The organism is Nocardia yamanashiensis NBRC 100130 (assembly GCF_001613325.1).
GTDB lineage: Bacteria > Actinomycetota > Actinomycetes > Mycobacteriales > Mycobacteriaceae > Nocardia > Nocardia yamanashiensis.
The window spans coordinates 69940-92204 of record NZ_BDCD01000026.1; the positions used below are offsets into that span (position 1 = coordinate 69940).

The following is a 22265-nucleotide window of genomic DNA, read 5'->3' on the forward strand; positions in this document are numbered from 1 at the left end:
CATGGGTTATGACGCGAAATTCAAGGTCTGGCGCGGCGATACCGAGGGCGGCGGGCTGGAGGACTTCACCGTGCAGGTGAACGAGGGCGAGGTGGTGCTCGACATCATCCATCGCCTGCAGGCCACGCAGGCGCCGGATCTGGCGGTGCGGTGGAACTGCAAGGCCGGCAAGTGCGGATCGTGCTCGGCGGAGGTGAACGGGCGGCCGGGGCTGCTGTGCATGACGCGGATGTCCACGTTCGCGCCGGACGAGGTGGTGACGGTGACGCCGATGCGCACCTTCCCCGTCATCCGGGACCTGGTCACGGATGTGTCGTTCAACTATCAGAAGGCGCGGGAAGTACCGTCGTTCACGCCGCCGGTGGATTTGAAGCCCGGTGAATACCGGATGCAGCAGGCCGATGTCGAACGGTCGCAGGAGTTTCGTAAGTGCATCGAATGCTTCCTGTGCCAGAACACCTGTCACGTGGTGCGTGACCATGACGAGAACAAGCAGGCGTTCTCGGGGCCGCGATACCTTATGCGCATAGCCGAACTGGAAATGCATCCGCTGGATGTGGCGGATCGGCGGGAACTCGCGCAAGAGGATGCGGGACTCGGGTACTGCAATATCACCAAATGTTGTACCGAGGTTTGCCCCGAGCACATCAAGATCACTGACAATGCCTTGATTCCGCTCAAGGAGCGAGTGGTGGATCGTCAGTACGATCCCCTGGTCTGGCTGGGGAACAAGCTGTTCCGACGCTGAGCGAGAGGCCCCGGGCGCGTCACTGCCCTTCCGGGCACAGAAAAGGGGGTTCTTGGGGGTATCCCCCAAGAACCCCCTCTTGCTGTGATGCAGCTATAGCATCGCGACAACACCGATCGCCACGACGGCGACCAGTACGCCGATCGCCAACGCCGGCATCAATGCTCCGGTGAGTACGTATACACCCGCCGCCGATACCGCGAACAGCATCCCGACGATCAGCCGTTCCACCCAATCATCCGGACCTATTCGGCGGTACCGGGGACGGGAATTCCTCAGTCCTCGGTCCACGAAAATATGTGTACCCATGCTTAGCCCGGGCAAACATGTTTTCGTTGCGAAACAGCTGTCAAGTCGTGATCTTCCGCAGGAACGACTCCCAAGCCGAATTAGGGAACACCAGTGCGGGACCGCCCGGATTCTTACTGTCCCGCACCCCTACCGCATCGGCCAGGAACGCCACCTCCACGCATTCCTTGCCGGCTCCGCTCCGGCTGCTCTTGAACCAGCGAGCGCCGACCAGATCCACACTCATGCCGAATACTCCTTCGCCACCTGCCGCAGCAGGTTCCTGCTGTCCTGGACGTCCAGCGCGCAGCGTTCCAGCGACTCCGAAGCCTGGCGATACCGCTGTACGTCGCCCTGTCTTTCGAGATACAGATCGCCGGTGAAGCCCTCCACGTAGACCACGGGCGGCTCCACCGGTTGCCCCTTGCCGTCGACCCCGAACTCCAGAATCACGAACGGGCCGGTCGAAAGTCCCAGGGGGACACCGGCAGTGAAGGGGAGGACGCGCAACACGACATTGGGCCGGGTACTCAACTCCGCCAGATGCCGCACCTGCGCAGCCATCACCCTTGCACTTCCCACCAGGCGGCGCAATACCGATTCGTGCAACACGATGGCGACCGCGGCGGGGTGCATGCGGCGGGTGATCAACGCCTGCCGCTGGATCCGCAGCTGCACCCGCCGATCCAGTTCGGCCGCACCGTCGCCGGGATAGCCCAGCTTGTTCAGCGCCCGCGCGTAGTCGGGGGTCTGCAGCAGCCCGGGCACGAGTTCGCTTTGGTAGCAGGACAACTGCTGCGCGGATGCTTCCAAGCCCACGTAGACGTCGAAGTTCTCCGGAATGAGGTCGCCGTAGGAGTGCCACCAGCTCTTGACGGCCGCCTGCTGCGCCAAACCCTTGAGCCCGTCGGCGATTTCGTCCGGGATCCCGTAGATCCGGCACAGCTCCTGGATGTCGATGGTGCGGATGCGATCGGCATTGCCCTTCTCCAGCCGCTGTAGCGTGCTGGCGCCCCATTCCATGAGTTTCGCGGCCTCGGCGATAGTCAGCCCCGCCTGAATCCGCCAGTCCCGCAAATAGCGTCCGAGCTGGCGTCGGGGCAGGGTCGAGGACACACTGGCGGAACTCTCTGACACAGCGCGCTCCGTTCTCGTAGCGTGCGCGCACGGGTCACCGGTTCGCGTGAGTCAGGCTGCCTCGCACCGGCTCCCCGTCCGGACACACATCATCGGCGGGCAAAGGCTTCGTCCACTATGGAGAATCTTCCTCCCCCAGGCGGATTCGGTGCTGGCGATTCGCGCAACTTTGCGTTCTCATCTTCGAAAATCCTGCGCCGGAGGGCTGCTCGTGGTGTGCTAGATATGTGCCCGGAGCGGTGTTGCTAGGCCCCCTTTCCTTTCCTGAATGCTCCGGGCACTTCAGGAACCGTTAGGAACGAGGAGTAATGGCCGAAGTCGTCACCCCCTGCCAGCCGTTCGAAGCGGAGGTCGAACCGTGCAATTGACCTCCTTGAACATGCATGTGGCCGAGTTGCTGCGCTGTCGCACAGACCCCGGCATCATGAGCGTCGAACAAGCCCACGCCGCAATGCAATTGCACCTCGATTGCACCGTCGACACCTGCAAGGTCCGACGCCGCGCCCGGGCGACGCTGGTGGAGGAAGGACGATGCGTGCTCGACGAGCGCGCCCTGCCATAGAAGCGGCCGGAGACGACCCGGGGAAGGCCCCCGACCGCCCAGACCGCTGCCCCACGGTACTTTCGAGCGTCCGAACCCAACCTCCAGGTTCGGCCGTGGTCCCTTCCGCGTGAGGCAGCGCGGTTCGGCCGTCCGTTCCACAGACGACGGACGGCCGAACCGCACCCCACCGACCGGTCCGCCATCTACCCTGGATGGCAACGCACTCGCGCCGGTGAAGGGGACACCGTTGTCAGCCATCGGAGAATTTCGAATGCCGATGTTCCGGTCTGGACTGGTGACAGATCTGCACGCCATTCACACCATCGAGCAGGAGCAGTTCGACCTGGCCTACGAATTCTTCGTGCTGCGGCAGCTGTTCGAACTACACGGTCCGGATTGGACTGTCGCCGAATTCGAGGGCGAGGTCTGCGGTTACGTCCTGACCGCACTCGATCGGACCGAACGCGCCTGCTTCATGGGCTTCGCCGTCGCCAGACGCTACTGCGGTCGCGGATACGGCAGAGCACTGCTGGAATCCGCCCTGGATCACTGCCGGGCGGTGCGGGCCGATCAGGTCTTCGTCACCGTGAAGCCGAACAACCGGACCGCGTATCACCTCTACCAGACGGTCGGATTCGAGCTGGACCATCACGAACAAGGCTATTTCGGTTTGGCCGAGCCTCGAGATGTGCTGGTGCACAAGCTATATCATTGATCATGCTCGAAAAGGGGGAGCCGTCCTCGCCATTCGTGGCGGACATGAGTACTCGCGTCAAACGGCACGCCGCGGAACACACCAAGCCCGTCGTGACCTTCCTCGATCAACCGAACCGGCTGCGCCACAACCACACCGAGCAGCCACTGCTGGACGACCTCGCCCGGCGCGTCGAAGCCGTGCTCGCCACCTACGATCCGCCGGGCATCCGGCGCGAAGGCGACAGCCTGGTCTTCAGCCACCTCTACGGCCTCGCCCTGCGTCCGCCCGAACCCGACCACGCGCCGGAACTGAAGGTCCTGCTGGCCGCGCTGATCGCGGCCGAGGTCGAGTTCCGCGGCCCACTGCGCTTGAGCCGCACCCAGAATCACGAACTCGCCGCCACTTACGAGCGGCTGGGCCGGCCGTTGATCGACGCCGGCCTGCCGGGACATGCCGCCCTGGCGTTTCAGCGGGCCCAGGGCCTGTTCCGCGCCGACGAGGACACCGATGCCGAGGACCGTTGCGGGCTGGCCCGGGCGCGCGCCCGCCGGCTGGCGCAGCCCGCGCTGTGGCGGCGCTGGGGCGGGCTGTTCCCGGATCTGGTGTGCGGCTACGGATATCGGCCGTTCCGGATGCTGTTCTGGATCGCGCTGCAATTGGCGGTGTTCACCGCCGCCGTATCGCTGGTCTCGGACAAATCCTTCTACACCGACTTCTACCAGGTGCTGGTCAACTACCTGAACCCGCTGGGCCCCGGCGACACCGAACATCTGCGGACGGGCGGGCGGACCCTCATGGTGACCGAGTCCTATCTGGGTTCGGTCACCATGTCGGTGTTCTTCGCCCTGCTGGTGCGCCGCTGGTTCCGGCTCTGAATCATCGGTGGTCGCCGAATCACCAACGCGCCGTGCTGATCTTGGAGCTGCGCAGCGCCGCCAGCGTCGCCGCGGTCATCCGATCGCGCATCTGCCCGACCTGGGCGGTCCACTGCGCCGTGAAACCGGGATCCGCTTCCAGCCCGTCCCAGAACCGCCGGAAGCGCCGCGGGGAATGCGCACCGGGCATCCACAGGTGGGCCAGGGATTCCAGCAGGGGCGCGAGCTTGCCCACCGGATCCTCGTTGGGCCCGGTGCGGGCCACGTCTCCCAGCGCGGCGCCGAAGGTGGTCAGCAGCCAGTCGTGCACCGCCAGGTCCTCGCAGAAGTGCTGCACGCCCGCCAGATCCGCGGCCGTGGGCACCTCGATGCGAACCTTGCGCAGCCCGTCCTGCTCGAGCCGGAAGTTCAGGTGGATCCGATCGGGCGGCTCCTCCCCCGCCGGCGGCACCACGCGGGCGACCCAGCGCAGGCAGGTGGCCGCGGTGCGCAGCGGAGGTTGCCGGCGTTCCAGGCGGGGGTCGGTCAGCACCTGGTTCAGCAGCAGCTCACAGATCGATCCGAGATCGAGGGTGGTCTCGTCACCGGGCAGCTCGAGGTGGCCCTCCGCCAAGGCGAGGGCGGTCGCGGCATCGTTTCCGAGTTTGTTGTGGATGAGTTCCAGCGTCCCCACCCGGGTGAGATAGTGCGACCACGGCCGCCGCTCCTTGACCAGCGCGCGCACCACCCGCACGCGCGCCGAACTCTGCGCCACCCGGCCGCCGATCACCACGGCGTGCGCATCGACCGTTCCCACCGCCCGGCTCTCCGCGCCGCGGTGATTGGCCAGATCGCAATCGACGCCGATGGCCCGGCCGGGTGAGGTCGCGCGCGCCAGCGGACGTTCCCGGATCGCTATGCGCTGCCCCGGGAACTGCGGCAGCAGTCGCGAAACCTCCGCCTCTGACAGCGCGTCCGCGTTCGGCAGCAGGTTGGTGCGGATTTCGCCCAGCAACGCCAGTGCCTCGGTCATCCGGCGCTCATCTCAGTCTTCCTCGAGGAAGACGTGCCGCAGCCGTTTGCGCACCTCGAGCGGGACGGTCACCGGAACGGGCTCGCGCCCACCGCGTTCCGTCAGCTGCGCCTGCACCTCGTCGTCGAGTTGCAGATGATTGAGGATCACCCGCACCGAATGCTCGATGCCGAGATAGTTGTGCGGCAGCACCGACAGTGCCCGATACGCGGCGAAGGCTTTGGCGTCCGCCCGGAGCTGGATGACCGACGGCAGTTTCGACCACTCGTCGGGCCAGGGCTCGGTCCACGGCATCGGGGCCGCGACCACCTCCCCTTCGTGCCGGATCATCCCGAGCCGCAGCAACTGCCAGATCGAGGCCAGGAACGGGCAGGACCAGCGCCTGGTCCCGGTCTCGGCGTCGTCGTTCCACAGCTGCACGTCGAGGAAGATCGAATGATTGCGCGCGCCGAACTCCTCGGGCGGCCGCCACGGCTGCAGGCGCATGGCGTGGCCGCGATCGAATTCGGAGGACCGGCGGCCGTTGCACAGCCAGCCGTTGTCCACGGCGGCCGGGCGGCGGCCGTTGCCGCCCCGGCCGGGTTCGGGCACGATGCGCGCGGCCATCATCTCGGCCAGCCGCAGCGGCGGACCGGACGGTTCGCCGTCCACGAACGCGGGCACCTCGGCACAGCCGGCCTCCCGGACCAGGTAGTCGATCTGCACCCCGCATTCGTCCGCGGCGTGCAGCAGTTTCGGCAGGATCACCGTGGGCGCGGTCGACGGCTCCCCGGGGGATCGATCCTTGAACTGTTCGAAGTAGTCGTCGATCAGGAAGCAGGTGCTGATCCGCGCGGCCGGGCCGAATTCGGCGCGCGCGGCCGCCCGGAAGGCATCCAGCAGCGGCGCGACCTGACGCAACTGGGCCTCGATCCGCTCCGGGCCGTTGGTCAGATCGTCCATGTAGAAGTGGCCGACCTCCACCGAGAGATGCGACAACCCCTGTCCGGCGGTGCGGTGGCGTTCACCCGCCTCGCTGTAGTCGGTCGTGGGACTCACCGATCACCCCAGCCCTTCCCAGAACGCATCCGTAACCAGCCGGTCGGCGAGTTGTCTGAAAGCTGTGACGGTCTCCGCGTTGGCTATCCCGGAGGAGACGTCGGCATCCAGGATCACCTGTTCGCGGCACTGCAGGATCGGTTCCATCGGCGTCTGGCCCAGCACGACCGAATCGCCGAGGCCGAACTTGTTGGCGGAGCGGATCAATCGATTGTTCTGCTTCTGCAGCCAGGTGGCTTGCGCGGCACGCAGGCCGATCGGTTCGTTCAATTCCGGCACGGCGGTGCGCACGTAGCGTATCGAGTTCTTCAGATCATCGGGGTCGTGGCCGCACTCGATACCGGTGGACAATACGCCCTGCTCGCCGAAGACCAGGCCGCTGGCGGCGATCAGGTGCTGGCGGGTCCAGCGGTGGAACACCAGCCAGCGGGCCGTCGTCTCGCGCAGGGGTTCCTGCCGGGTCGCGTGCATGGCCAGTACCAGGGCGATGGAGCGGCCCGAGCTCAAATCCACGAAGGTGACGTCGAATTCGGATTCGCATTTGGTCAGCAGCGTGGTGCAGCGGTCCAGCATGTCCGGATCGACCGCGGTGAACTCGCTGCCGTTGCGGTCGCCGGGGAACAGCACCAGGCGGCCGGACGGGTGGCGGGACTCGGCCAGCTCCTCCCGATCGGTTTCCGAGCGCACGCTCAGGCGCTTGGCCTCACCGGTCTCGCCGAGCAGGAATTCGTGCAGCCCGACACCGCCGGCGATGCCGCGATCCACCTTGCCGATCTCGAAAGTGCCACCGGCGGTGGGCGATCCGAAATCGAAGTCCAGGTAGGCCACCTTGCTGCCGGTCATGCTCAGCCAGTACGCCATATTGCAGCTGGTCACCGAGCGTCCGGTGCCACCCTTGTCGGAGGCGGAGAACACCAGCATGTCGTCACATACTCCTGGTCGCGTCGAGCCGGGCGAAGTCCAGTTCGTCCAATTCCAGCAAAGCCTCGGACGCGAGACTCAGTGCGGTGCCGGGACGTTCGTCGATGATCCGCCGGGCCCGCTGCAACCGCCGCTCGGCGCGGGTGAGCGCCACCCGGTGCGGTGAGGCGTCCTTCTCGCTCAACTCCAGCAGCTCGTGGTTGAGCAGGTGCTCGGCCTCGGTGAGCAATTCCATGGCCCGGACCACCAGGCCGGGCGGGCGCAGCGGCGGATCCTCGTACATCTGCGCGGCGGTCACCAGGCACTCCACCACGCGTTCGGTGAGATACCAAGAGGGCGCATCGTTTTCCGCGCCGCCGAAGATGCGGGCCGGATCGTCCCAGAGGCCGGTCACCCGGCCTTCCCGGAAGGCGCGGCGGTCCAGATGGTCCATGGTCGCCTGGGCCAGGGCCATCAGGCGATCGCGGGTCTCCATGGTGCCCGACAGCCGCGCGGCCTGCAGGGTGCGCTTCAACAGCACGGTGGCGTAATCGGACACCGTCCAGGTGAGCAGGGGTCCGCCGCCATTGGCGTCGCCGCTGCCGTGCAGGCGCAGGGAAACGCCCGGGGTGTGCAGGTGGCGCGCCGGATCGTCCTCGGTCAGGCGGCGGATGATCCGGCCGCGGCGGGCCAGTTCGTCGAAAATCGGTGCGGCCCTGGTCAAATCGTCGTCGCTGGCTTCGCGATTGAGCAGGTCCTGCATGAGCACGGCGGACACGATGAGACTGAAGTAGTCCGACTCCTCGCCGTCGGAGGTCCGCCACGGAATGTCCTCCAGCGGCCAGCGGCCGGTGCCGAAACGCGCCACCGCCGCCCAATAGCGCTGGGCCAGATCCCAGCGCAGCTGCAAGGCTTCGGCCAGGCGGCGCTGCTGCGCGTCGAGCAGGTCGAGTTCGCGGGTGCGCACCGAGGTGAGGTCGTTGATGCCGTCCAGCGCGACGACCGTGAAGTGCAGGTACGGCCGGGCGACGGCATAGCCCGGTTCCGCGGCGATCGGCATGTCCACGAAGTCGATGGCCGCGGCCTCCCGCACCAGGCTCCAGCTCCAGCCGCATTCGAACAGCAGCTCTTCGTCGTAGAGATCCACGCCCGGGGTCTGGCTCAGCGTCAGGTCGTTGCGCAGCCGGATGCGCACGCGTTCCAGGCGGCGGGCCACCGACTCCACCACCGTCTCGCTCGACGCGCCGGTCTGATTCAGCATGGTGAGCATGGCTTGCCCGTCGGGGTCCTCGGGCCGCACGGTATTGACCACGAAGCTGCGCACCAGGCCGACCATGGCGGCGGTGAGCCGGTCGTTGATTCGCTTGTCCAGCACGTCTATTCGCTTCGCCAGCGCCCGCGCCTCGGGCCGGGCCTGCGACAGCACGAAGGGCTGGAATCCGCGCAGGAATTTCAGCGCGGCCAGGCACAGGGTCAGGGACATCGAGTAGGAGTCGACGACATCCAGGTCGAGCTGCCGTTCGGTCGGACCGTCCGCGCCCATCGCCGACAGGTAACTGCCCGCGGAGAAGACCGGGACCTCCCTGGTCTCCGGCTCGCCGTCGAGTTTCTCGACCCTGGTGTACCGCTCGATGTACTGCTCCAGCACCCCGACCAGATTCGCCCCGATCCGCGCGCCGGCGCCCATGGGGGCGAGCACCACCTTGATGTCGTCGGCGATCTCGTCGGGCTGATGCAGCCCGAAGCCGTCGATGACCGTGGCGGGATACAGCAGGCACAGCAGCTGTTCGGCGTCACTGATGGAATTGGAGCCGTCCCGCCCGCCCCAGGTCCAGGTGCCGTCGAGATAGCAGGCGTTCAACAGCGAGCGCCATATTCCGAGAATCTGCTGCCGTGGCTGAATCCGCATCGACGCTGTCCCCTGCCGTATGGTGGCCGCCCCGCTGGACGCGGCACAAACTATCATGCGTCACCGAGCCGCACGCGGTATGCAGGTAGCGTCGCAAACCATGGATCGGACGGTTCGCCGACACGCGGTCAGCTACCTGCTGTTACTACCGAGCCTGATCGGTGTCTGCTGCTTCCTGCTCGCGCCGGTCGCGGTGGTGCTGTGGTTGAGCGTACACAGTTGGAATCTGTTGGGCCCCATTACTTTCACGGGCGCCGGCAACTGGCGGGCAGTCCTGACAGACCGGCAATTCGGGCACTCGATCCTGGTGACGCTGGCGCTCACCGCCTTGGTGGTACCGGCACAGACCGCGCTGGGGTTCGGCATCGCGGCCCTGCTGGCGCGGCGGGCGCGGGGCGGGACGGTGCTGCGGGTGGTTTACGCGCTGCCGTGGATGTGCGCGCCGGTGGCGGTGGGGGTGCTGTGGCAATGGCTGTTCGTGCCGACCGACGGGGCCTTGAACGGGTTGCTGGGGACGCGGATCGAGTGGTTGAGCGAGCCGGCGCTGGCATTGCCCGCGGTGGCGGTGACGACGGCGTGGATGAATGTCGGGTATGTCGCTTTGTTCTTCGTCGCGGGGATTCGGGCGATACCCGGGGAGCTCCTGGATGCCGGGGCGCTGGACGGGGCCACGGGGGTAAGGCGCATCCGGTTCCTGATCTTGCCGCTGTTGCGGCCGACCATGTTCTTCGTGCTGGTCACCGGGGTCTCGAGTGTGTTTCAGACGTTCGACAGCGTGTATGCGCTGACTCGGGGCGGGCCGGATCACCGGACGGATGTGGTTGGGATGCGGATGTATTCGGAGGCGTTCGAGGCGGCGCAGCCGGGGCGGGCGGCGGTCATGGCGGTGGTGGTGTTCGCGGTGATGTTCGTGATCACGGTGGCGCAGCACCGGTACTTCCGGGATCGGACGAGTTATGAGTACTGAGGTGCGGGGCGCGCTGCGGGCGGGGGCCGCATACGCCGTGCTGGTGGCGGGGGCGCTGGTGACGGTCGCGCCGCTGGTGCTGGGGGTGTTCACGGCCTTGAAGACGCCTCGGCAGTTCGCGAGCGAATCCGCCTCGGCGGCACCGGATCCCGTCACGCTGGAGAATTTCCGGACGGTCCTCGATCAGGGGCTGGGGCGGGCCGTTGTGGTGACGGCGCTGATGACGGTGTGCATCACCGGCGGGCAGCTGCTGACGTCGGTGCTGGCGGCTTATGCGTTCGCGCGCACCGAGTTTCCGGGACGGGACGCGCTGTTCTGGGTGTACCTGGGGACCATGATGGTGCCGGGGGCGGTGACGTTGATTCCGCTGTATCTGATGTTCGCGAAGCTGGGGTGGCTGAATACGTTCTGGGCGCTGGTGCTGCCGTTCGTGTTCGGGTCGCCGTACGCGGTTTTCCTGCTGCGGCAGTACTTCCGGGCGATTCCGGGCGAACTGATCGACGCGGCGCGAATGGACGGGGCGAATACGGCCGACATCCTGGTGCACGTGGTGGTGCCGATGAGCCGGCCGATTCTGGCGACGCTGACGGTGATCACCGTGGTGGCGCAGTGGAACAACTTCATGTGGCCGCTGGTCGCCGCCAGCGGGGACAAGTGGCAGGTGCTCACGGTGGCCACGGCGAACATGCAGACGCGGTACAACGCGCAGTGGACGTTGATCATGGCGGCCACGACGCTGGCCATCGCGCCGCTCGTGGTGTTGTTCGTGGTGTTCCAGCGGCAGGTGCTGCGGTCGATCGCGTGGACGGGACTCAAATGAGGGTCAAGGAATCGACTCGGGTGCTGGTCGGGATCGCGATGGTGATCGCGCTGCTGGTGGCGGCGGCGCTGTGGCTGGGGCGGGAGGGGGACGGGTCGGGGCGGACGGTGGTGCGGCTGCGGATCTGGGATCAGAGTTTCGTGGCCGCGTACCGGTCTGCGCTGGATGAGTTCGAGCGGGCGAATCCGGATGTCGAGGTGCGGATCTCGGTGGTGCCGTGGGGGTCCTACGCGCAGAAGCTGCGGCTGGATGTGGCGGGCGGGATCGCCGACGATCTGTTCTGGACCAATCTGTACGAGGACTTCGCGGACGGCGGGCACCTGGTGGATGTGCGCGCGGCATTGGGTGCGGAGGCGGCGCGGGACTGGGATCCGTTCGCGGTCGGGCAGTTCACCAGGAACGGAAAGCTCTGGGCGGTACCGCAGTTCGTGGACGGCGGGAGCGCGATCTACTTCAATCGGGACCTGCTCGACGCCGCCGGGGTGAGTGCGGAACAGCTCGGCGCGGCCCGCTGGGATACGGACGAGTCGGTCGACACCTTCCGCCCGCTGCTGCGCAGGTTGACGGGCGTCGCGCCGTGGCCGTACAACGCGGCCAACGACTTTCAGTCACTGCTGCTGCCATACGTCGGGTCCGCCGGCGGGCAGGTGCAGGAAGACGGGCGGTTCGCCTTCGCGAGCCCGCAGGGACAGGCGGCGTTCGGCTATCTGGTGGGATTGATCGCGGCCGGATTGTCGCCGTCGGCGGCGGATACCAACGGCAGCAGCGATTTCGCGAAGAACGCCTTCCTGCAAGGGCGGCTGCCGCTGTTCCAATCCGGCACCTTCAATCTGGCCACCATCCGGCAGCACGCCGGATTCCGCTGGGGCGTGGCCATGATTCCCGCGGGTCCGGCGGGCCGGGTCAGCGCGAACAATTCCATCGGGGTCGCGGGGAACGCGGCCTCGGCGCACCCGGACGCGGTGCGGCGGGTGCTGGGCTGGCTGGGCAGCGCGGCCGGGAACCGGTATCTGGGGCTGGACGGGGCGAGTATTCCGGCGGTGGTGCCGGAACAGCAGGTCTACCGCGACTATTGGGCGCGGCAGGGCGTAGACGTCTCACCGTTCTTCGAGGTGCTGCGCGGGCGGCAGATATCCGCGGGCGGCGGGCCGGGGTTCCCGGCGGCGCTCGAGGCGATCATGCCGGTGTTCGACGAGATGTTCCTGGGCCGGATACCGGTGGCGGCGGGACTGGAACGCGCGCAGCGGGCGGGCAACGACGTGCTGGACGAGCGGTGACCGGCTGATCAGATGCGGCTGTGATCGGTGAACGGGGTGCGCGGGCCGAACTTGGGTTTGCGCGCGAAACCCGCCAGCCCGAGCAGGCGGACCGCTCGATAGCGGTGCGGGCGCAGGGGTTCCAGGTATTCGACCATGGCGGCATCGTCGATGGGCCGGCCCAGCAGGGTCCAGCCGACCGTGGCGGCGAGGTGGAAATCGCCGACCGAGAGCGCGTCCGGGTCGCCGAAGGCGCGCTGGGCGATCTCGGCGGCCGTCCAGACGCCGATGCCGGGCACCGTGCGCAGCCGAGCGGCGGCGTCCGCGTGACTCAGGGCGGCGGCTTCCTCCAGCTTGGGGGCGATACGAGCCGCCAGCACAATGGTTTTCGAGCGCTGCGGTTCCACATTGGCGCGGTGATACACCCAGGACGGGATGTGCCGCCAGGTCTCGGCGTCCGGCATCAGGCGCAGACCGTCCGGGGCGGGACCGGGCGCGGGAGAGCCGTAGCGCCACACCAGTTTTCGCCAGGAGGCGTGCGCGGTGCGGGTGTGCACCTTCTGTTCCAGAATGGCCGGGACCACCGCTTCCCACACCAGACCGGTGCGCAACATGCGCAGACCCGGATTCCGGCGATGCGCCTCCACGATCTTGGGATGGTCCGGGGCGAAGTCGTCCAGGTCCTCGTCCAGGCAGAGCATGACGGGCAGGCGCTCGAGAAACTCCGCCGCGCCCGGACCCCAGGCCCGCGCCTCGACCGTATGCCGATCGGCCTGCCGCAGCCGGTAGGTGACGGGCCCGCTCGGCATGCGGGAGGCATGCCAGTGCGCGCCGTCCGGGGTCTCCTTGTGACACGGATCCCCCAGTCCACGCCGCAAGGGCGAGACGGTGGCGGCCAGGTCGATGGGGCGCTCGGACCGCACCGTACGGGTGCAGGCGGTGGCGGTCGGCGCGGAAGTCACCCGCACATGCTAATCCGCCGCTCCGCGCCTGCAGCGCCTGCCGGAGCGCCGCTGCCGGGTTGGGCAGGCGAGTAGCGATGGTGCGCGAATCAATCGCCGCGCAGGAATTGCGCGAGGTGCCGGGCGGTGCGGTCCGCCAGCTGCTCGGCCTGGGTGCGGCAGGAGAAACCGTCCGCCAGCAGGATCGTGTCCGGGGTCGCGTCCCGTACCGCCGGCAGCAGGCCGTTCCCGGCCACCGCGACCGATATGTCGTAGTGGCCGGATTGCATGCCGAAATTGCCGGCGAGTCCGCAGCATCCGGCGATTTCGCGCACTGTCGCGCCGGTGGACGCCAGAATTCTGCGGTCCGCGGCGAAACCGAATTCGGCGTGCTGGTGGCAGTGCGGCTGGACCAGGACGGTGGCCCCGGAACGGTCCGGGGGCTGCCAGGACGGGTCCGATTCGAGGAATTCCGCGAGGGTGCGGACCGCTGCGGCGACGGCGGCGGCGCGTGGGTCGTCCGGGAGCAGGCGCGGCAGGTCCGCGCGCAGGGTCGCGGTGCACGAGGGTTCGAGGCCGACGATGACGCCGCCCGCGCGCACATGCGATTCGAGGGCGTCCAGGGTGGCGCGCAGGCGTTGGCGCGCGGCGTCCAATTGGCCGGTGCTGATCCAGGTCAGGCCGCAGCACACCCGGCGTTCCGGGATCCGCACCCGATGTCCGAGCGATTCGAGCAATTCGGCTGCCGCCCAAGCGATCTGTGGATCGAAGGCATCGGTGAAGGTGTCGGTCCACAGCATGACCGGGGGCGAGGGGGTCGCCGGGGGGACAGAACGTGCGGATGCGCGCCACTGGCGGCGGAAACTCTTGCGCGCCAAGGCCGGTACCGGACGGCGCGGATCGATGCCGGCGGCGCGCAGGCCGAGCCGGCGTGGACCGGCGAGGGCGGTCAGGCCGTTGAATACGCGCGGGAAGCGGGTCGCGGCGGCCAGCCATTGCGGGAGGCGGCCGAGGGAGTAGTGGTCGCGCGGGCGCAATCTGCCCCGGTAACGGCGGTGCAGGGTCTCCGATTTGTAGGTCGCCATATCCACGCCCGCCGGGCAGTCGGAGCCACAGGCTTTACAGGACAGGCACAGGTCCAAGGATTCGGCGACGGCGTCCGAACGCCAGTCGAGTGCGCCGCGCACCACCTCCTGCAGGACGCGCGCGCGGCCGCGAGTGCTGTCCTTCTCGTCGGCGGTGGCCAGGTAGGACGGGCACATGAAACCGCCGGACGCGCGATTGTCGGCGCGGCACTTGCCGATTCCGACGCAGCGGTGCACGGCGGCGGCCAGATCATGATCCGCCGGGAAGCTGAAGCCGTCCGCGAGCGGCAGCGGGGGCAAGCCCGCGAGCCGGAGGTCGGTGTCGATCGGGCGGGGGTGGACCAGTACGCCCGGGTTCAGCACGTCGTCCGGATCGAACAGGGCCTTGAACCCGGCGAAGGCAGCCAATGCCTGGTCGGAGTACATGAACCGCAGCAGTTCCGAACGCGCCCGGCCGTCGCCGTGCTCACCGGACAGCGAACCGCCGAAGCGCACCACCTGCCGGGCGGCGTCCTCCAGGAACGCTCGGAAGCGTTGCGGCGCATCGGCTATCGGAAGATCTAGGCGCACATGGATACAGCCGTCGCCGAAATGTCCGTAGAGCAGGCCGTCCACGCCGTGCTCACGGGTGAGCTCGGCGAATTCCCGCAGGTAGTCGCCCAGGCGCTCGGGTGGGACCGCGGCATCCTCCCACCCTGGCCAGGCCGGATGACCGTCCGGCGTCCGCCCTGCCAGGCCCGCACCGTCGGCGCGAATACCCCAGAGCGCCTTGGCTTCCGCGGCGTCGGTGACGATCCGCGAATCCAGTGCGTGGGCGGAGCCGCACAGCTTCCGGGCGATACCCCGCGCGTGTTCCGCTGTCTCGCCTTCGATTTCGATCAGCAGCCATCCCCCGCCGCGGGGCAGCTCCGGTACCCCGCCCCGATGGGTCCGCACCACATCGACCAGGCGGGCATCCATCCCCTCCACGGCGATCGGGCCTACCGCCATCACCGCGGCGATATCGTCGGCGGCAGTGGGCATATCGGGATAGCCGAGCACCACCAATACCGTCGCGGCGGGCAGCGGAACCAGGTCCACCGTCGCTTCCAGCAGCAGCCCGCACGTCCCCTCGGTACCCACGAACGCCCGCGCGAGCGACGAACCCCGTTCCGGCAGTAGGTGTTCCAGGCTGTACCCGGATGCCTGCCGCTCGAACCGCCCCAGCTCGGTCCGGATGAGCGCGAGGTTCGACAGCGTGAATTCAGGCAGCCCCGGAACCTCGGAAAGTTCCGAACCCAACCGCCGCTCGACCCCCGCCCCATCAAGTATCCGCAGCTCACGCACAGTATCGGAGGTCCTCCCCCACGCCACCGCATGCGGCCCGCAGGCATTGTTCCCGATCATCCCCCCGAGCGTGCACCGATTCTGAGTCGAAGGATCCGGCCCGAACCGCAGCCCGTACTCCCCCGCCGCCCGCTGCAACTCCCCCAGCACCACCCCCGGCCGCACCCGGGCAACCCGCCGCTCCCCATCAACCTCCAGAACCTCGTTCAAATACCGCCCGAAGTCCACCACCAACCCCGCCCCGATCGCATTGCCCGCCACCGACGTCCCCGCACCCCGCGCCGTAACCGAAAGCCCTTCCCCCCGCGCGAACTCCACCACCGCCGCCACATCGTCATCCCCCCGCGGAAACACCACCGCCGCCGGCAACACCCGATAGTTGGAAGCATCGGACGAATACTCGGCCCGCCGCCGCTCCGACGCATCCACCTCACCAACCAGCCGCGCCCCCAACGCTCGCCCCAGCGATCCAGTCACCCCGCCAGCCTAGAAGCAGCACCCCCTCCCGCACCTGGGGCACCGGGGACGTGCGCGCGGCGGTCCGCTCTGAAGGACCCCCACCCCCGGGGCCGGGGGTACCTCGCGGCAGTTCGCTCTGTGCGAACACCGGATCCGGGTACCTGGGGTGGGGGTTCGGGGGCGAAGCCCCTGAGAGTCCCGAGAGTTGCTCTCCCCCTCCCGAGGGGGTTCGGGGGCGGAGCCCCGGCCGTTGGGAGGTATGGCCGCGAGTTTCGAGAGTTGAGGAATCCCTTGATCTGAACCTTGGTTGAGGTCTTAGTGTCGGTGGCCTGGGGTTCACTGGACCCTGACCGGTGAGGAGTGCGGGATGAGTATGGAATCCGTGGCGTGGAATCAGCTGTATCGGCAGATGAACGCGCCTACCGAGCGGCGACCGCTGCGCCTGGCCACCGCTAAGCGGATTCTGGCTTTCGCGCACGCGCATCATCGGCGGTTGGCGGCCTTCCTGGTGTTCAGCATCGTGTCGGCCCTGCTGGCGGTGGCCACGCCGGTACTGGCCGGACAGGTGGTCGATGCCATTGTGGGCGGCGGCCCGGTGCGCACCGTGGTCGTGCTCGCGGCGGTGATCGCCCTGGTGGCGGTGCTGGACGCGGGGCTCGGGCTGGTCATCCGGTGGCTGTCGGCGCGCATCGGCGAGGGTTTGATCTTCGACCTGCGGACCGCGGTGTTCGATCACGTGCAGCGGATGCCGGTCGCCTTCTTCACGCGCACCCGGACCGGCGCACTGGTGAGCCGGCTCAACAATGACGTTATCGGGGCGCAGCGGGCGTTCAGTTCCACCCTGTCCGGGGTGGTCACCAATGTGGTGACGCTGGTCCTCACCCTCGCCGTCATGCTGCGGCTGTCCTGGCAGATCACGCTGCTGGCGCTGGTGCTGCTCCCGGTGTTCGTGGTGCCCGCGCGGCGCATGGGCGAGCGGCTGGCCACCATTCAGCGGGAAGCCGCGGGACTCAACGCCTCCATGAGTACCCAGATGACCGAACGGTTCTCAGCACCGGGCGCGACCCTGGTGAAGCTGTTCGGGCGGCCACAACAGGAGTCGGTGGAGTTCGCGGCGCGGGCCGGGCGGGTGCGCGATATCGGGGTGCGCACCGCCATGCTGCAGACCGTGTTCGTCACCGCGCTCACCCTGGTGTCGGCGCTGGCCTTGGCGCTGGTCTACGGGCTCGGCGGCTACTTCGCGCTGCAGGGCAAGCTGGAACCCGGTGCGGTGGTGGCGCTTTCACTGCTGCTCACCCGCCTGTACTCGCCGCTGACCGCACTGGCCAGCGCCCGCGTGGACATCATGTCGGCGCTGGTGAGCTTCGAGCGGGTCTTCGAGATCCTGGATCTGCGGCCACTCATCGAGGACGCGCCGGACGCCCGCGAAGTGCCGGAGGGTCCGATCGCGGTCGAGCTGGACGCGGTGCGCTTCGGGTACCCGTCCGCCGACAAGGTGTCGCTGGCCTCGCTCGAGGATGTGGCGACCCTGGACACCCGCGGCGGCGAGGAAGTGCTGCACGGTATTTCGCTGCGCGCCGAACCCGGGCAGATGGTGGCGCTGGTCGGCTCCTCGGGCGCCGGTAAATCCACCATCGCGCAATTGGTTTCGCGGCTCTACGACGTGGACGGCGGCGCGGTGCGGCTGGGCGGCGCGGATGTGCGTGAGCTGACCGGCAAGTCGATCCAGGCCACGGTCGGCCTGGTCACCCAGGACGGGCATCTGTTCCACGAGACCATCCGGGCCAACCTGCTGCTGGCGCGGCCGGAGGCGACCGAGGACGAGATCTGGGACGCACTGCGGCGAGCCCGGCTCTACGACCTGATCAGCAGCCTGCCCGACGGACTGGACACCGTGGTCGGCGAACGCGGATACCGGCTCTCCGGCGGAGAGCGGCAACGGCTCACCATCGCCCGATTGCTGCTCAAGCAGCCGCGCGTGGTCATTCTCGACGAGGCGACCGCCTCGCTGGACTCCACTTCCGAGGCCGCGGTGCAGGAAGCCCTGGCCGAAGCCTTGGACGGGCGCACCGCACTGGTCATCGCGCACCGGTTGTCCACCATTCGCAATGCGGACCAGATCGTGGTGCTGGAGCAGGGGCGCATTGTCGAGCGCGGCAATCACACCCAGTTGCTGGCGGCCGGTGGGCGGTACGCCGAGCTGTACCGGACCCAGTTCGCCGACGACAGCGAGCCCGCCGCGGCCTGAGGCCCGCACACCCGGCACGATATTTGCCGAACCGGCAAAAGAAGTGTCGGGTTTCGCGGTTCCCTCGCTAGCGTCGTGGGCATGGGAGCACACACGCATGAGCAGGGACAGCATTCGCACGCACACTCGCACGGGCACTCCCACGGGCACGGGGGTCATACCCACGACGGGATCGACTGGACTCAGCTGCTGGACAACCTCCGCCGCGACGACGCCATGGCGGCGGTCACCAATGCGGAGATCGCCCGCCGCCTGATCGCGCTGCCCAACGACGGCGGGGACCGCCCCACCGTCATGGACGCCGGGGCCGGAGCCGGTGGTCAGAGCGCCGCGTTCGCCAAGGAACTGGCGGCGCGGGGCGGCGGCCGGCTGGTCATCGTGGACGCCACCCCCGAATTGCTGGACGTGGCAAAGGAAGCCGCCGAGCGCGCCCTGGACGGCAGCGACAGCGTCACCATCGAAACCATCCAGGCCGATGCCGCGGCCGCCGATCTGGCCGAGCAGTTGCCCGCCGCGGACCTGGTCTGGGCCTCCCGCATGGTCCATCACCTCCCCGACCAGCAGGCCGGCACCACCGGCCTGGCGGGCGTGGTGCGCCCCGGCGGCTGGCTCGCGCTCGCCGAAGGCGGCCTGCCGATCCGTTGCCTGCCTTGGGAACTCGGGCTCGGCCGCCCCGGCCTGCAGGATCGCCTGCTCGCCGCCCGCGACGCCGGTTTCGCCCAGATGCGCGCCGATATCGAAGGCAGCGTACCCATGCCCTACGGCTGGAACACGGCCCTGTCCCGCGCCGGCCTCACCGACGTCACCTCGTTCAGCGTCCTCACCGACCACCCGGCCCCGCCCACCGATGACGTCCGGGAAAGCGTCATCGCCTGGCTCGGTTTCCTCCGCGAACGCGCCGTGGACCTCGACGACACCGACAAGACCACCCTCGACGCCCTCCTCGACCCCGCCGCCCCCACTTTCCTCGGCCACCGCGACGATATCTACATGCTCGGCGCCACAACCGTTTTCATCGGCCGCCGCTGATCCACCGCCGGTCCACCAGCGATCGGTTGGAGCTCGGCTCCGGGAGGTTCGGGGGCGCGGCCCCGGAGAGTTTCGAGAGTTGAACACCCCCGTAATCTGGCCGTGCTCCAACCGTCACCGTGTTGTGGCCGCAGGGGCCGATCTGGCGGTCCGAAATATCCTGCTATACGGCATAATTCGACTTCCCCGGGCTAAACCCAAGTCATGTCGTTTCATTCGCCGGGGGAGGAGTTTTCGGTGACCCGTACCAAGGAACAGCGGCACACGGCCGCCGTCCGCAACGATGATTTCGAGCGGATGTTCGGTGCCCGGCGTAAACAGCCGGCCGACGTCCCGCCACTGCACCTGCAGGTGAACGGCGGTACGCAGCGCACCGGAGAATCCTGGACGGTGCCGAAAAACATTACCGCCGAAGCGGTTTCCGGAAAACTCGTGATCGATTTCACCACCGCGCATTGCACGCGCCGGGAAATCGAGCTGCGGGTCGAAGCCGGCGCGGGCGCTATCGTGCTGATCGTGCCGCGCGGCTGGCGGGTCGATATGGACGGCGTGCGCAATGACAGCGGTGGGACGGTGTCGAATCGCGTGAAACTGCCGCGGTTTCCGGGCGCGCCGCTGATTCGGGTGGCAGGCGCGGTCGAGACCGGGACGGTCAAGGCGCGTTATGCGTTCCGGTCGCCGCTGGCGTGGTTGCGCCGTTCCCGTTGAGTTCGCGTTCCACACTGCGCGTGGTGCCCTGCGCCACCGCGACCACCACCGCCGCGCCGTCGGCGTCCTCCGCGAAAATCTCGCAGCGGCAGACGGCTTGGCGCCGGGTGGCGTCCACCACGGTGGCTTCGGCGCGTAACCGGACGCCGCCGGCCGGACGCAGATAGGTGATGGTGAAACCGCCGGTGAGCACGTTCGCGCCCAGCACGGTTCCGGCCGCGTAGGTGAGGGCGTTGTCGGCGGCGTAGGCGAGGACGCCGCCGTGCACCAGGCCGAATTGCTGGCCCAGTTCGGGGCGGATCGGGATCTCCAGGGTGGCGCGGCCGTCACCGAAGGCGGTGAGTTCCGCGCCCACCAATTGGCTGAAAGGCTGCGCCGCAAGCACTTTCCGCGCCAGGTCGAGGTCCAGTACCAGGGTCATTTGCCGGCCTTTCGTTCGTGCTCGGGAACGCCCAGCGCCTGCCAGGCCGCATCCGCCAATTGCGGGGCCACCTCGCTGGGCGCTTTGGTGAATTCGCCGCCCAGCCAATGCCGGGAGTACACCTGCGCCGGGCCCAGCCAAAGGGCGTACAGCAGGTCGAAGTCGAGTTCGCGGACCGCGCCGTAATTGGCGTGCGTCCGCCACCAGCGCAGCACCGCGCGCATGAAATCGCGATTGCCGTCGCTGTCGCGGACGCCCGGCGGGCGGGCCGAGGTGAGAACCTTTGCGCGATATTGGTTCTCGGTCACCCAGCGCAGATGTTCGGTGACGCCCGCGCGCACGCCCTCCTCCGCGCCGGTGCTCTCGCCGACCGCGGCCCAGAAATGCCGCTGATAGTCCTCGAGCGCGTTCACCCACACCTGCCGGTACAGGTCCGCCTTGTCCGGGAAATGGTGATACAGCGCGCCCACGCTCGCGCCCGCGGCATCACGAATCTGCGTGAGCGTGGCATCGAGCGCCCCCTGCTCGGCGAACTGCCGCTCGGCCGCCAGCAGCAACCGATCTCGAATCTTCATATCCAGAATTTAGTTCTGTTTTGCAGGCCGCACAAGAGGAAAAGGGGGCTAAGCCCCCAGACCCCTTTAGTCCTGCGGACCGCTGAACAGCCGTCAGCGACTGCCCCGCCCGACCCGGGCCTGCGCGGGGGACTGCGGTGGTGGATTTGCGGGCGTTTGTGCAGACCATGCGGTATGACGGAGGGGTGGGGCGCTGGGTGTTGCACGTGGACCTCGACCAATTTCAGGCCGCGGTCGAGTTTCGGCGGCATCCGGAGTTGCGGGGGGAGCCGGTGATCGTGGGTGGGAACGGGGATCCGGGGGAGCCTCGGAAAGTGGTTTCTTGTGCTTCCTATGCGGCGCGGGGGTTCGGGGTGCGGGCGGGGATGCCGTTGCGGACGGCGGCTCGGATCTGTCCGGAGGGGGTGTTTCTGGCGCAGGATCTGGGCACCTATGCGGAGGCTTCCGGGGAGATCATGGAGGTGCTGCGGGGGTTCACCGAGCGCGTCGAGGTGCTGGGGTTCGACGAGGCGTTTCTCGCGGTGGACACCGATGATCCGGAAGGACTCGCGCGCGAGATCCGGGACGCCATCGAGGGTTTGGAGCTGACCTGTTCGATCGGGATCGGGGACAACAAGACCCGGGCCAAGCTGGCCACCGGGTTCGCCAAGGCGGTGGGCAAGGCGGGGGAGGGGGACGGGCCCGAAACGGCGGAACAGGGGACCGGGATCTTCCGGCTCACGGCGGACAATTGGGAAGCGCTGATGGCGCACCGGCCGACCAGTGCGCTGTGGGGGATCGGCCCGCGGATCGCGAAACGGATGAGCGCACTCGGCATCGACACCGTCGCCCAGCTGGCCGCCGCCGATCGGGAACTGCTGGCGGCGGAGTTCGGGCCGAATACCGGGCCCTACCTGTGGGTACTGGGGCACGGGGCGGGGGACACCGATATCGCCGAGCCGCGAGAACCGGTGGGGCACAGCCGGTCAGAGACCTTTCCGGTCGATCTGACCGAACGCGCCGATCTCGATGCCGCCCTCACCCGGCTCGCCACCCAGGTCGCGGAGGAGACCTTCGCGGACGGCCGCGCCATCGGGCGGGTCGGGGTGACCGTCCGCACCAAGACCTTCTTCACCCGCACCAAGCAGCGGAAACTCCCGCGGCCCAGCACCGATGTGGACGAGATCGTGCGCACCGCCCTCGACGTCCTGCACGCCTTCGAACTGGACCGCCCCATCCGCCTGCTCGGGGTGCGGGTCGAATTTGCGATGCTGTGAGCACGCACACGACGGAAGGCACCCTC

At 68.2% G+C, this 22265-nt stretch carries 22 protein-coding genes; 11 read left to right on the forward strand and 11 right to left on the reverse strand.

What is annotated here, in order from left to right; genetic code table 11:
- Position 1 precedes the first annotated feature (1 nt).
- On the forward strand, positions 2-748 hold the full coding sequence (locus NY1_RS29915) for a succinate dehydrogenase/fumarate reductase iron-sulfur subunit (RefSeq protein ID WP_067720478.1): 747 nt from the start codon (positions 2-4) through the stop codon (positions 746-748).
- A gap of 93 nt (positions 749-841) precedes the next feature.
- On the opposite strand, the gene NY1_RS29920 is transcribed toward NY1_RS29915, so the two are convergent.
- The 3 genes from NY1_RS29920 to NY1_RS29930 all read right to left on the reverse strand — a co-directional run bounded on the left by NY1_RS29920 (position 842) and on the right by NY1_RS29930 (position 2173).
- Positions 842-979, reverse strand: coding sequence for a hypothetical protein (locus NY1_RS29920; RefSeq protein WP_233035429.1), 138 nt, complete (start codon positions 977-979; stop codon positions 842-844).
- Between the two features lie 118 nt (positions 980-1097).
- The gene (locus NY1_RS29925) at positions 1098-1283 is read right to left on the reverse strand and encodes a DUF397 domain-containing protein (RefSeq protein ID WP_067720479.1); all 186 of its coding nucleotides are present in this window, start codon (positions 1281-1283) and stop codon (positions 1098-1100) included.
- Entirely contained in the window at positions 1280-2173 is an 894-nt protein-coding gene (locus NY1_RS29930; protein WP_084535587.1) for a helix-turn-helix domain-containing protein, read from the reverse strand. Before NY1_RS29930 ends, NY1_RS29925 begins: the two co-directional genes overlap by 4 nt.
- A 358-nt stretch (positions 2174-2531) precedes the next feature.
- Between NY1_RS29930 and NY1_RS29935 the strand changes: the two genes are divergently transcribed.
- The 3 genes from NY1_RS29935 to NY1_RS29945 all read left to right on the forward strand — a co-directional run bounded on the left by NY1_RS29935 (position 2532) and on the right by NY1_RS29945 (position 4289).
- Positions 2532-2735 (forward strand): hypothetical protein, encoded by a 204-nt coding sequence (locus NY1_RS29935; RefSeq protein WP_233035428.1) that lies wholly within the window; start codon positions 2532-2534, stop codon positions 2733-2735.
- A 277-nt stretch (positions 2736-3012) separates the two neighbouring features.
- Positions 3013-3432 carry a GNAT family N-acetyltransferase gene (locus tag NY1_RS29940; protein WP_169815422.1) on the forward strand — a complete coding sequence of 140 codons (420 nt, stop codon included), beginning with the start codon at positions 3013-3015 and terminating at the stop codon, positions 3430-3432.
- A 44-nt stretch (positions 3433-3476) separates the two neighbouring features.
- A complete protein-coding gene (locus tag NY1_RS29945) occupies positions 3477-4289 on the forward strand; it encodes a hypothetical protein (RefSeq protein ID WP_067720482.1) in 813 nt (270 codons plus the stop codon).
- A gap of 19 nt (positions 4290-4308) precedes the next feature.
- Here the strand turns inward: NY1_RS29945 and NY1_RS29950 are convergent, their stop codons facing one another.
- From NY1_RS29950 to NY1_RS29965, 4 genes are read right to left on the reverse strand one after another with little or no spacing between them, the layout of a single operon-like run.
- Positions 4309-5301 carry an SCO2521 family protein gene (locus tag NY1_RS29950; RefSeq protein ID WP_067720483.1) on the reverse strand — a complete coding sequence of 331 codons (993 nt, stop codon included), beginning with the start codon at positions 5299-5301 and terminating at the stop codon, positions 4309-4311.
- Between the two features lie 12 nt (positions 5302-5313).
- Positions 5314-6339, reverse strand: a complete 1026-nt coding sequence (locus NY1_RS29955) for an SCO2522 family protein (RefSeq protein WP_067720484.1) — start codon at positions 6337-6339, stop codon at positions 5314-5316.
- A 3-nt stretch (positions 6340-6342) separates the two neighbouring features.
- Positions 6343-7260 carry an SCO2523 family variant P-loop protein gene (locus NY1_RS29960; protein WP_067720485.1) on the reverse strand — a complete coding sequence of 306 codons (918 nt, stop codon included), beginning with the start codon at positions 7258-7260 and terminating at the stop codon, positions 6343-6345.
- Positions 7261-7264: 4 nt separating this feature from the next.
- A complete protein-coding gene (locus NY1_RS29965; RefSeq protein ID WP_067720486.1) occupies positions 7265-9148 on the reverse strand; it encodes an SCO2524 family protein in 1884 nt (627 codons plus the stop codon).
- A gap of 100 nt (positions 9149-9248) precedes the next feature.
- Here NY1_RS29965 and NY1_RS29970 point away from each other — a divergent pair, with 100 nt between their 5' ends.
- From NY1_RS29970 to NY1_RS29980, 3 genes are read left to right on the forward strand one after another with little or no spacing between them, the layout of a single operon-like run.
- Entirely contained in the window at positions 9249-10115 is an 867-nt protein-coding gene (locus NY1_RS29970; protein ID WP_067720561.1) for a carbohydrate ABC transporter permease, read from the forward strand.
- The gene (locus tag NY1_RS29975; RefSeq protein ID WP_067720487.1) at positions 10105-10935 is read left to right on the forward strand and encodes a carbohydrate ABC transporter permease; all 831 of its coding nucleotides are present in this window, start codon (positions 10105-10107) and stop codon (positions 10933-10935) included. Before NY1_RS29970 ends, NY1_RS29975 begins: the two co-directional genes overlap by 11 nt.
- Complete coding sequence (locus NY1_RS29980; protein WP_067720488.1) at positions 10932-12212, forward strand: ABC transporter substrate-binding protein; 1281 nt, start codon at positions 10932-10934, stop codon at positions 12210-12212. The genes NY1_RS29975 and NY1_RS29980 overlap by 4 nt, the downstream gene beginning before the upstream one ends.
- 8 nt (positions 12213-12220) lie before the next feature.
- Here the strand turns inward: NY1_RS29980 and NY1_RS29985 are convergent, their stop codons facing one another.
- Positions 12221-13153 (reverse strand): DNA-3-methyladenine glycosylase family protein, encoded by a 933-nt coding sequence (locus NY1_RS29985; RefSeq protein WP_174567235.1) that lies wholly within the window; start codon positions 13151-13153, stop codon positions 12221-12223.
- Positions 13154-13242: 89 nt separating this feature from the next.
- On the reverse strand, positions 13243-16020 hold the full coding sequence (locus NY1_RS29990; protein WP_067720490.1) for an FAD-binding and (Fe-S)-binding domain-containing protein: 2778 nt from the start codon (positions 16018-16020) through the stop codon (positions 13243-13245).
- 349 nt (positions 16021-16369) lie between these two features.
- Here NY1_RS29990 and NY1_RS29995 point away from each other — a divergent pair, with 349 nt between their 5' ends.
- From NY1_RS29995 to NY1_RS30005, 3 genes are all read left to right on the forward strand, one after another.
- Positions 16370-18250, forward strand: a complete 1881-nt coding sequence (locus NY1_RS29995; protein WP_174567236.1) for an ABC transporter ATP-binding protein — start codon at positions 16370-16372, stop codon at positions 18248-18250.
- 81 nt (positions 18251-18331) lie between these two features.
- Complete coding sequence (locus NY1_RS30000) at positions 18332-19279, forward strand: class I SAM-dependent methyltransferase (protein ID WP_084535591.1); 948 nt, start codon at positions 18332-18334, stop codon at positions 19277-19279.
- A gap of 237 nt (positions 19280-19516) precedes the next feature.
- On the forward strand, positions 19517-19987 hold the full coding sequence (locus NY1_RS30005) for a hypothetical protein (protein ID WP_157762555.1): 471 nt from the start codon (positions 19517-19519) through the stop codon (positions 19985-19987).
- On the opposite strand, the gene NY1_RS30010 is transcribed toward NY1_RS30005, so the two are convergent.
- The gene (locus NY1_RS30010) at positions 19932-20408 is read right to left on the reverse strand and encodes a PaaI family thioesterase (RefSeq protein ID WP_067720493.1); all 477 of its coding nucleotides are present in this window, start codon (positions 20406-20408) and stop codon (positions 19932-19934) included. The genes NY1_RS30005 and NY1_RS30010 overlap by 56 nt on opposite strands.
- Positions 20405-20983 (reverse strand): TetR/AcrR family transcriptional regulator, encoded by a 579-nt coding sequence (locus tag NY1_RS30015; RefSeq protein ID WP_067720494.1) that lies wholly within the window; start codon positions 20981-20983, stop codon positions 20405-20407. Before NY1_RS30015 ends, NY1_RS30010 begins: the two co-directional genes overlap by 4 nt.
- Positions 20984-21168: 185 nt before the next feature.
- Between NY1_RS30015 and NY1_RS30020 the strand changes: the two genes are divergently transcribed.
- Positions 21169-22239, forward strand: a complete 1071-nt coding sequence (locus NY1_RS30020) for a DNA polymerase IV (protein ID WP_067720495.1) — start codon at positions 21169-21171, stop codon at positions 22237-22239.
- Positions 22240-22265 lie beyond the last annotated feature (26 nt).

Coding starts and splice junctions, on each gene's coding strand:
- NY1_RS29975 (WP_067720487.1), top strand. CDS start 10,105: ATGAGTACTGAGGTGCGGGGCGCGCTGCGGGCGGGGGCCGCATACGCC.
- NY1_RS29950 (WP_067720483.1), bottom strand. CDS start 5,301: ATGACCGAGGCACTGGCGTTGCTGGGCGAAATCCGCACCAACCTGCTG.
- NY1_RS30010 (WP_067720493.1), bottom strand. CDS start 20,408: ATGACCCTGGTACTGGACCTCGACCTGGCGCGGAAAGTGCTTGCGGCG.
- NY1_RS29970 (WP_067720561.1), top strand. CDS start 9,249: ATGGATCGGACGGTTCGCCGACACGCGGTCAGCTACCTGCTGTTACTA.
- NY1_RS30000 (WP_084535591.1), top strand. CDS start 18,332: ATGGGAGCACACACGCATGAGCAGGGACAGCATTCGCACGCACACTCG.
- NY1_RS29960 (WP_067720485.1), bottom strand. CDS start 7,260: ATGCTGGTGTTCTCCGCCTCCGACAAGGGTGGCACCGGACGCTCGGTG.
- NY1_RS29945 (WP_067720482.1), top strand. CDS start 3,477: ATGAGTACTCGCGTCAAACGGCACGCCGCGGAACACACCAAGCCCGTC.
- NY1_RS29995 (WP_174567236.1), top strand. CDS start 16,370: ATGAGTATGGAATCCGTGGCGTGGAATCAGCTGTATCGGCAGATGAAC.
- NY1_RS30015 (WP_067720494.1), bottom strand. CDS start 20,983: ATGAAGATTCGAGATCGGTTGCTGCTGGCGGCCGAGCGGCAGTTCGCC.
- NY1_RS29980 (WP_067720488.1), top strand. CDS start 10,932: ATGAGGGTCAAGGAATCGACTCGGGTGCTGGTCGGGATCGCGATGGTG.
- NY1_RS29915 (WP_067720478.1), top strand. CDS start 2: ATGGGTTATGACGCGAAATTCAAGGTCTGGCGCGGCGATACCGAGGGC.
- NY1_RS29925 (WP_067720479.1), bottom strand. CDS start 1,283: ATGAGTGTGGATCTGGTCGGCGCTCGCTGGTTCAAGAGCAGCCGGAGC.
- NY1_RS29965 (WP_067720486.1), bottom strand. CDS start 9,148: ATGCGGATTCAGCCACGGCAGCAGATTCTCGGAATATGGCGCTCGCTG.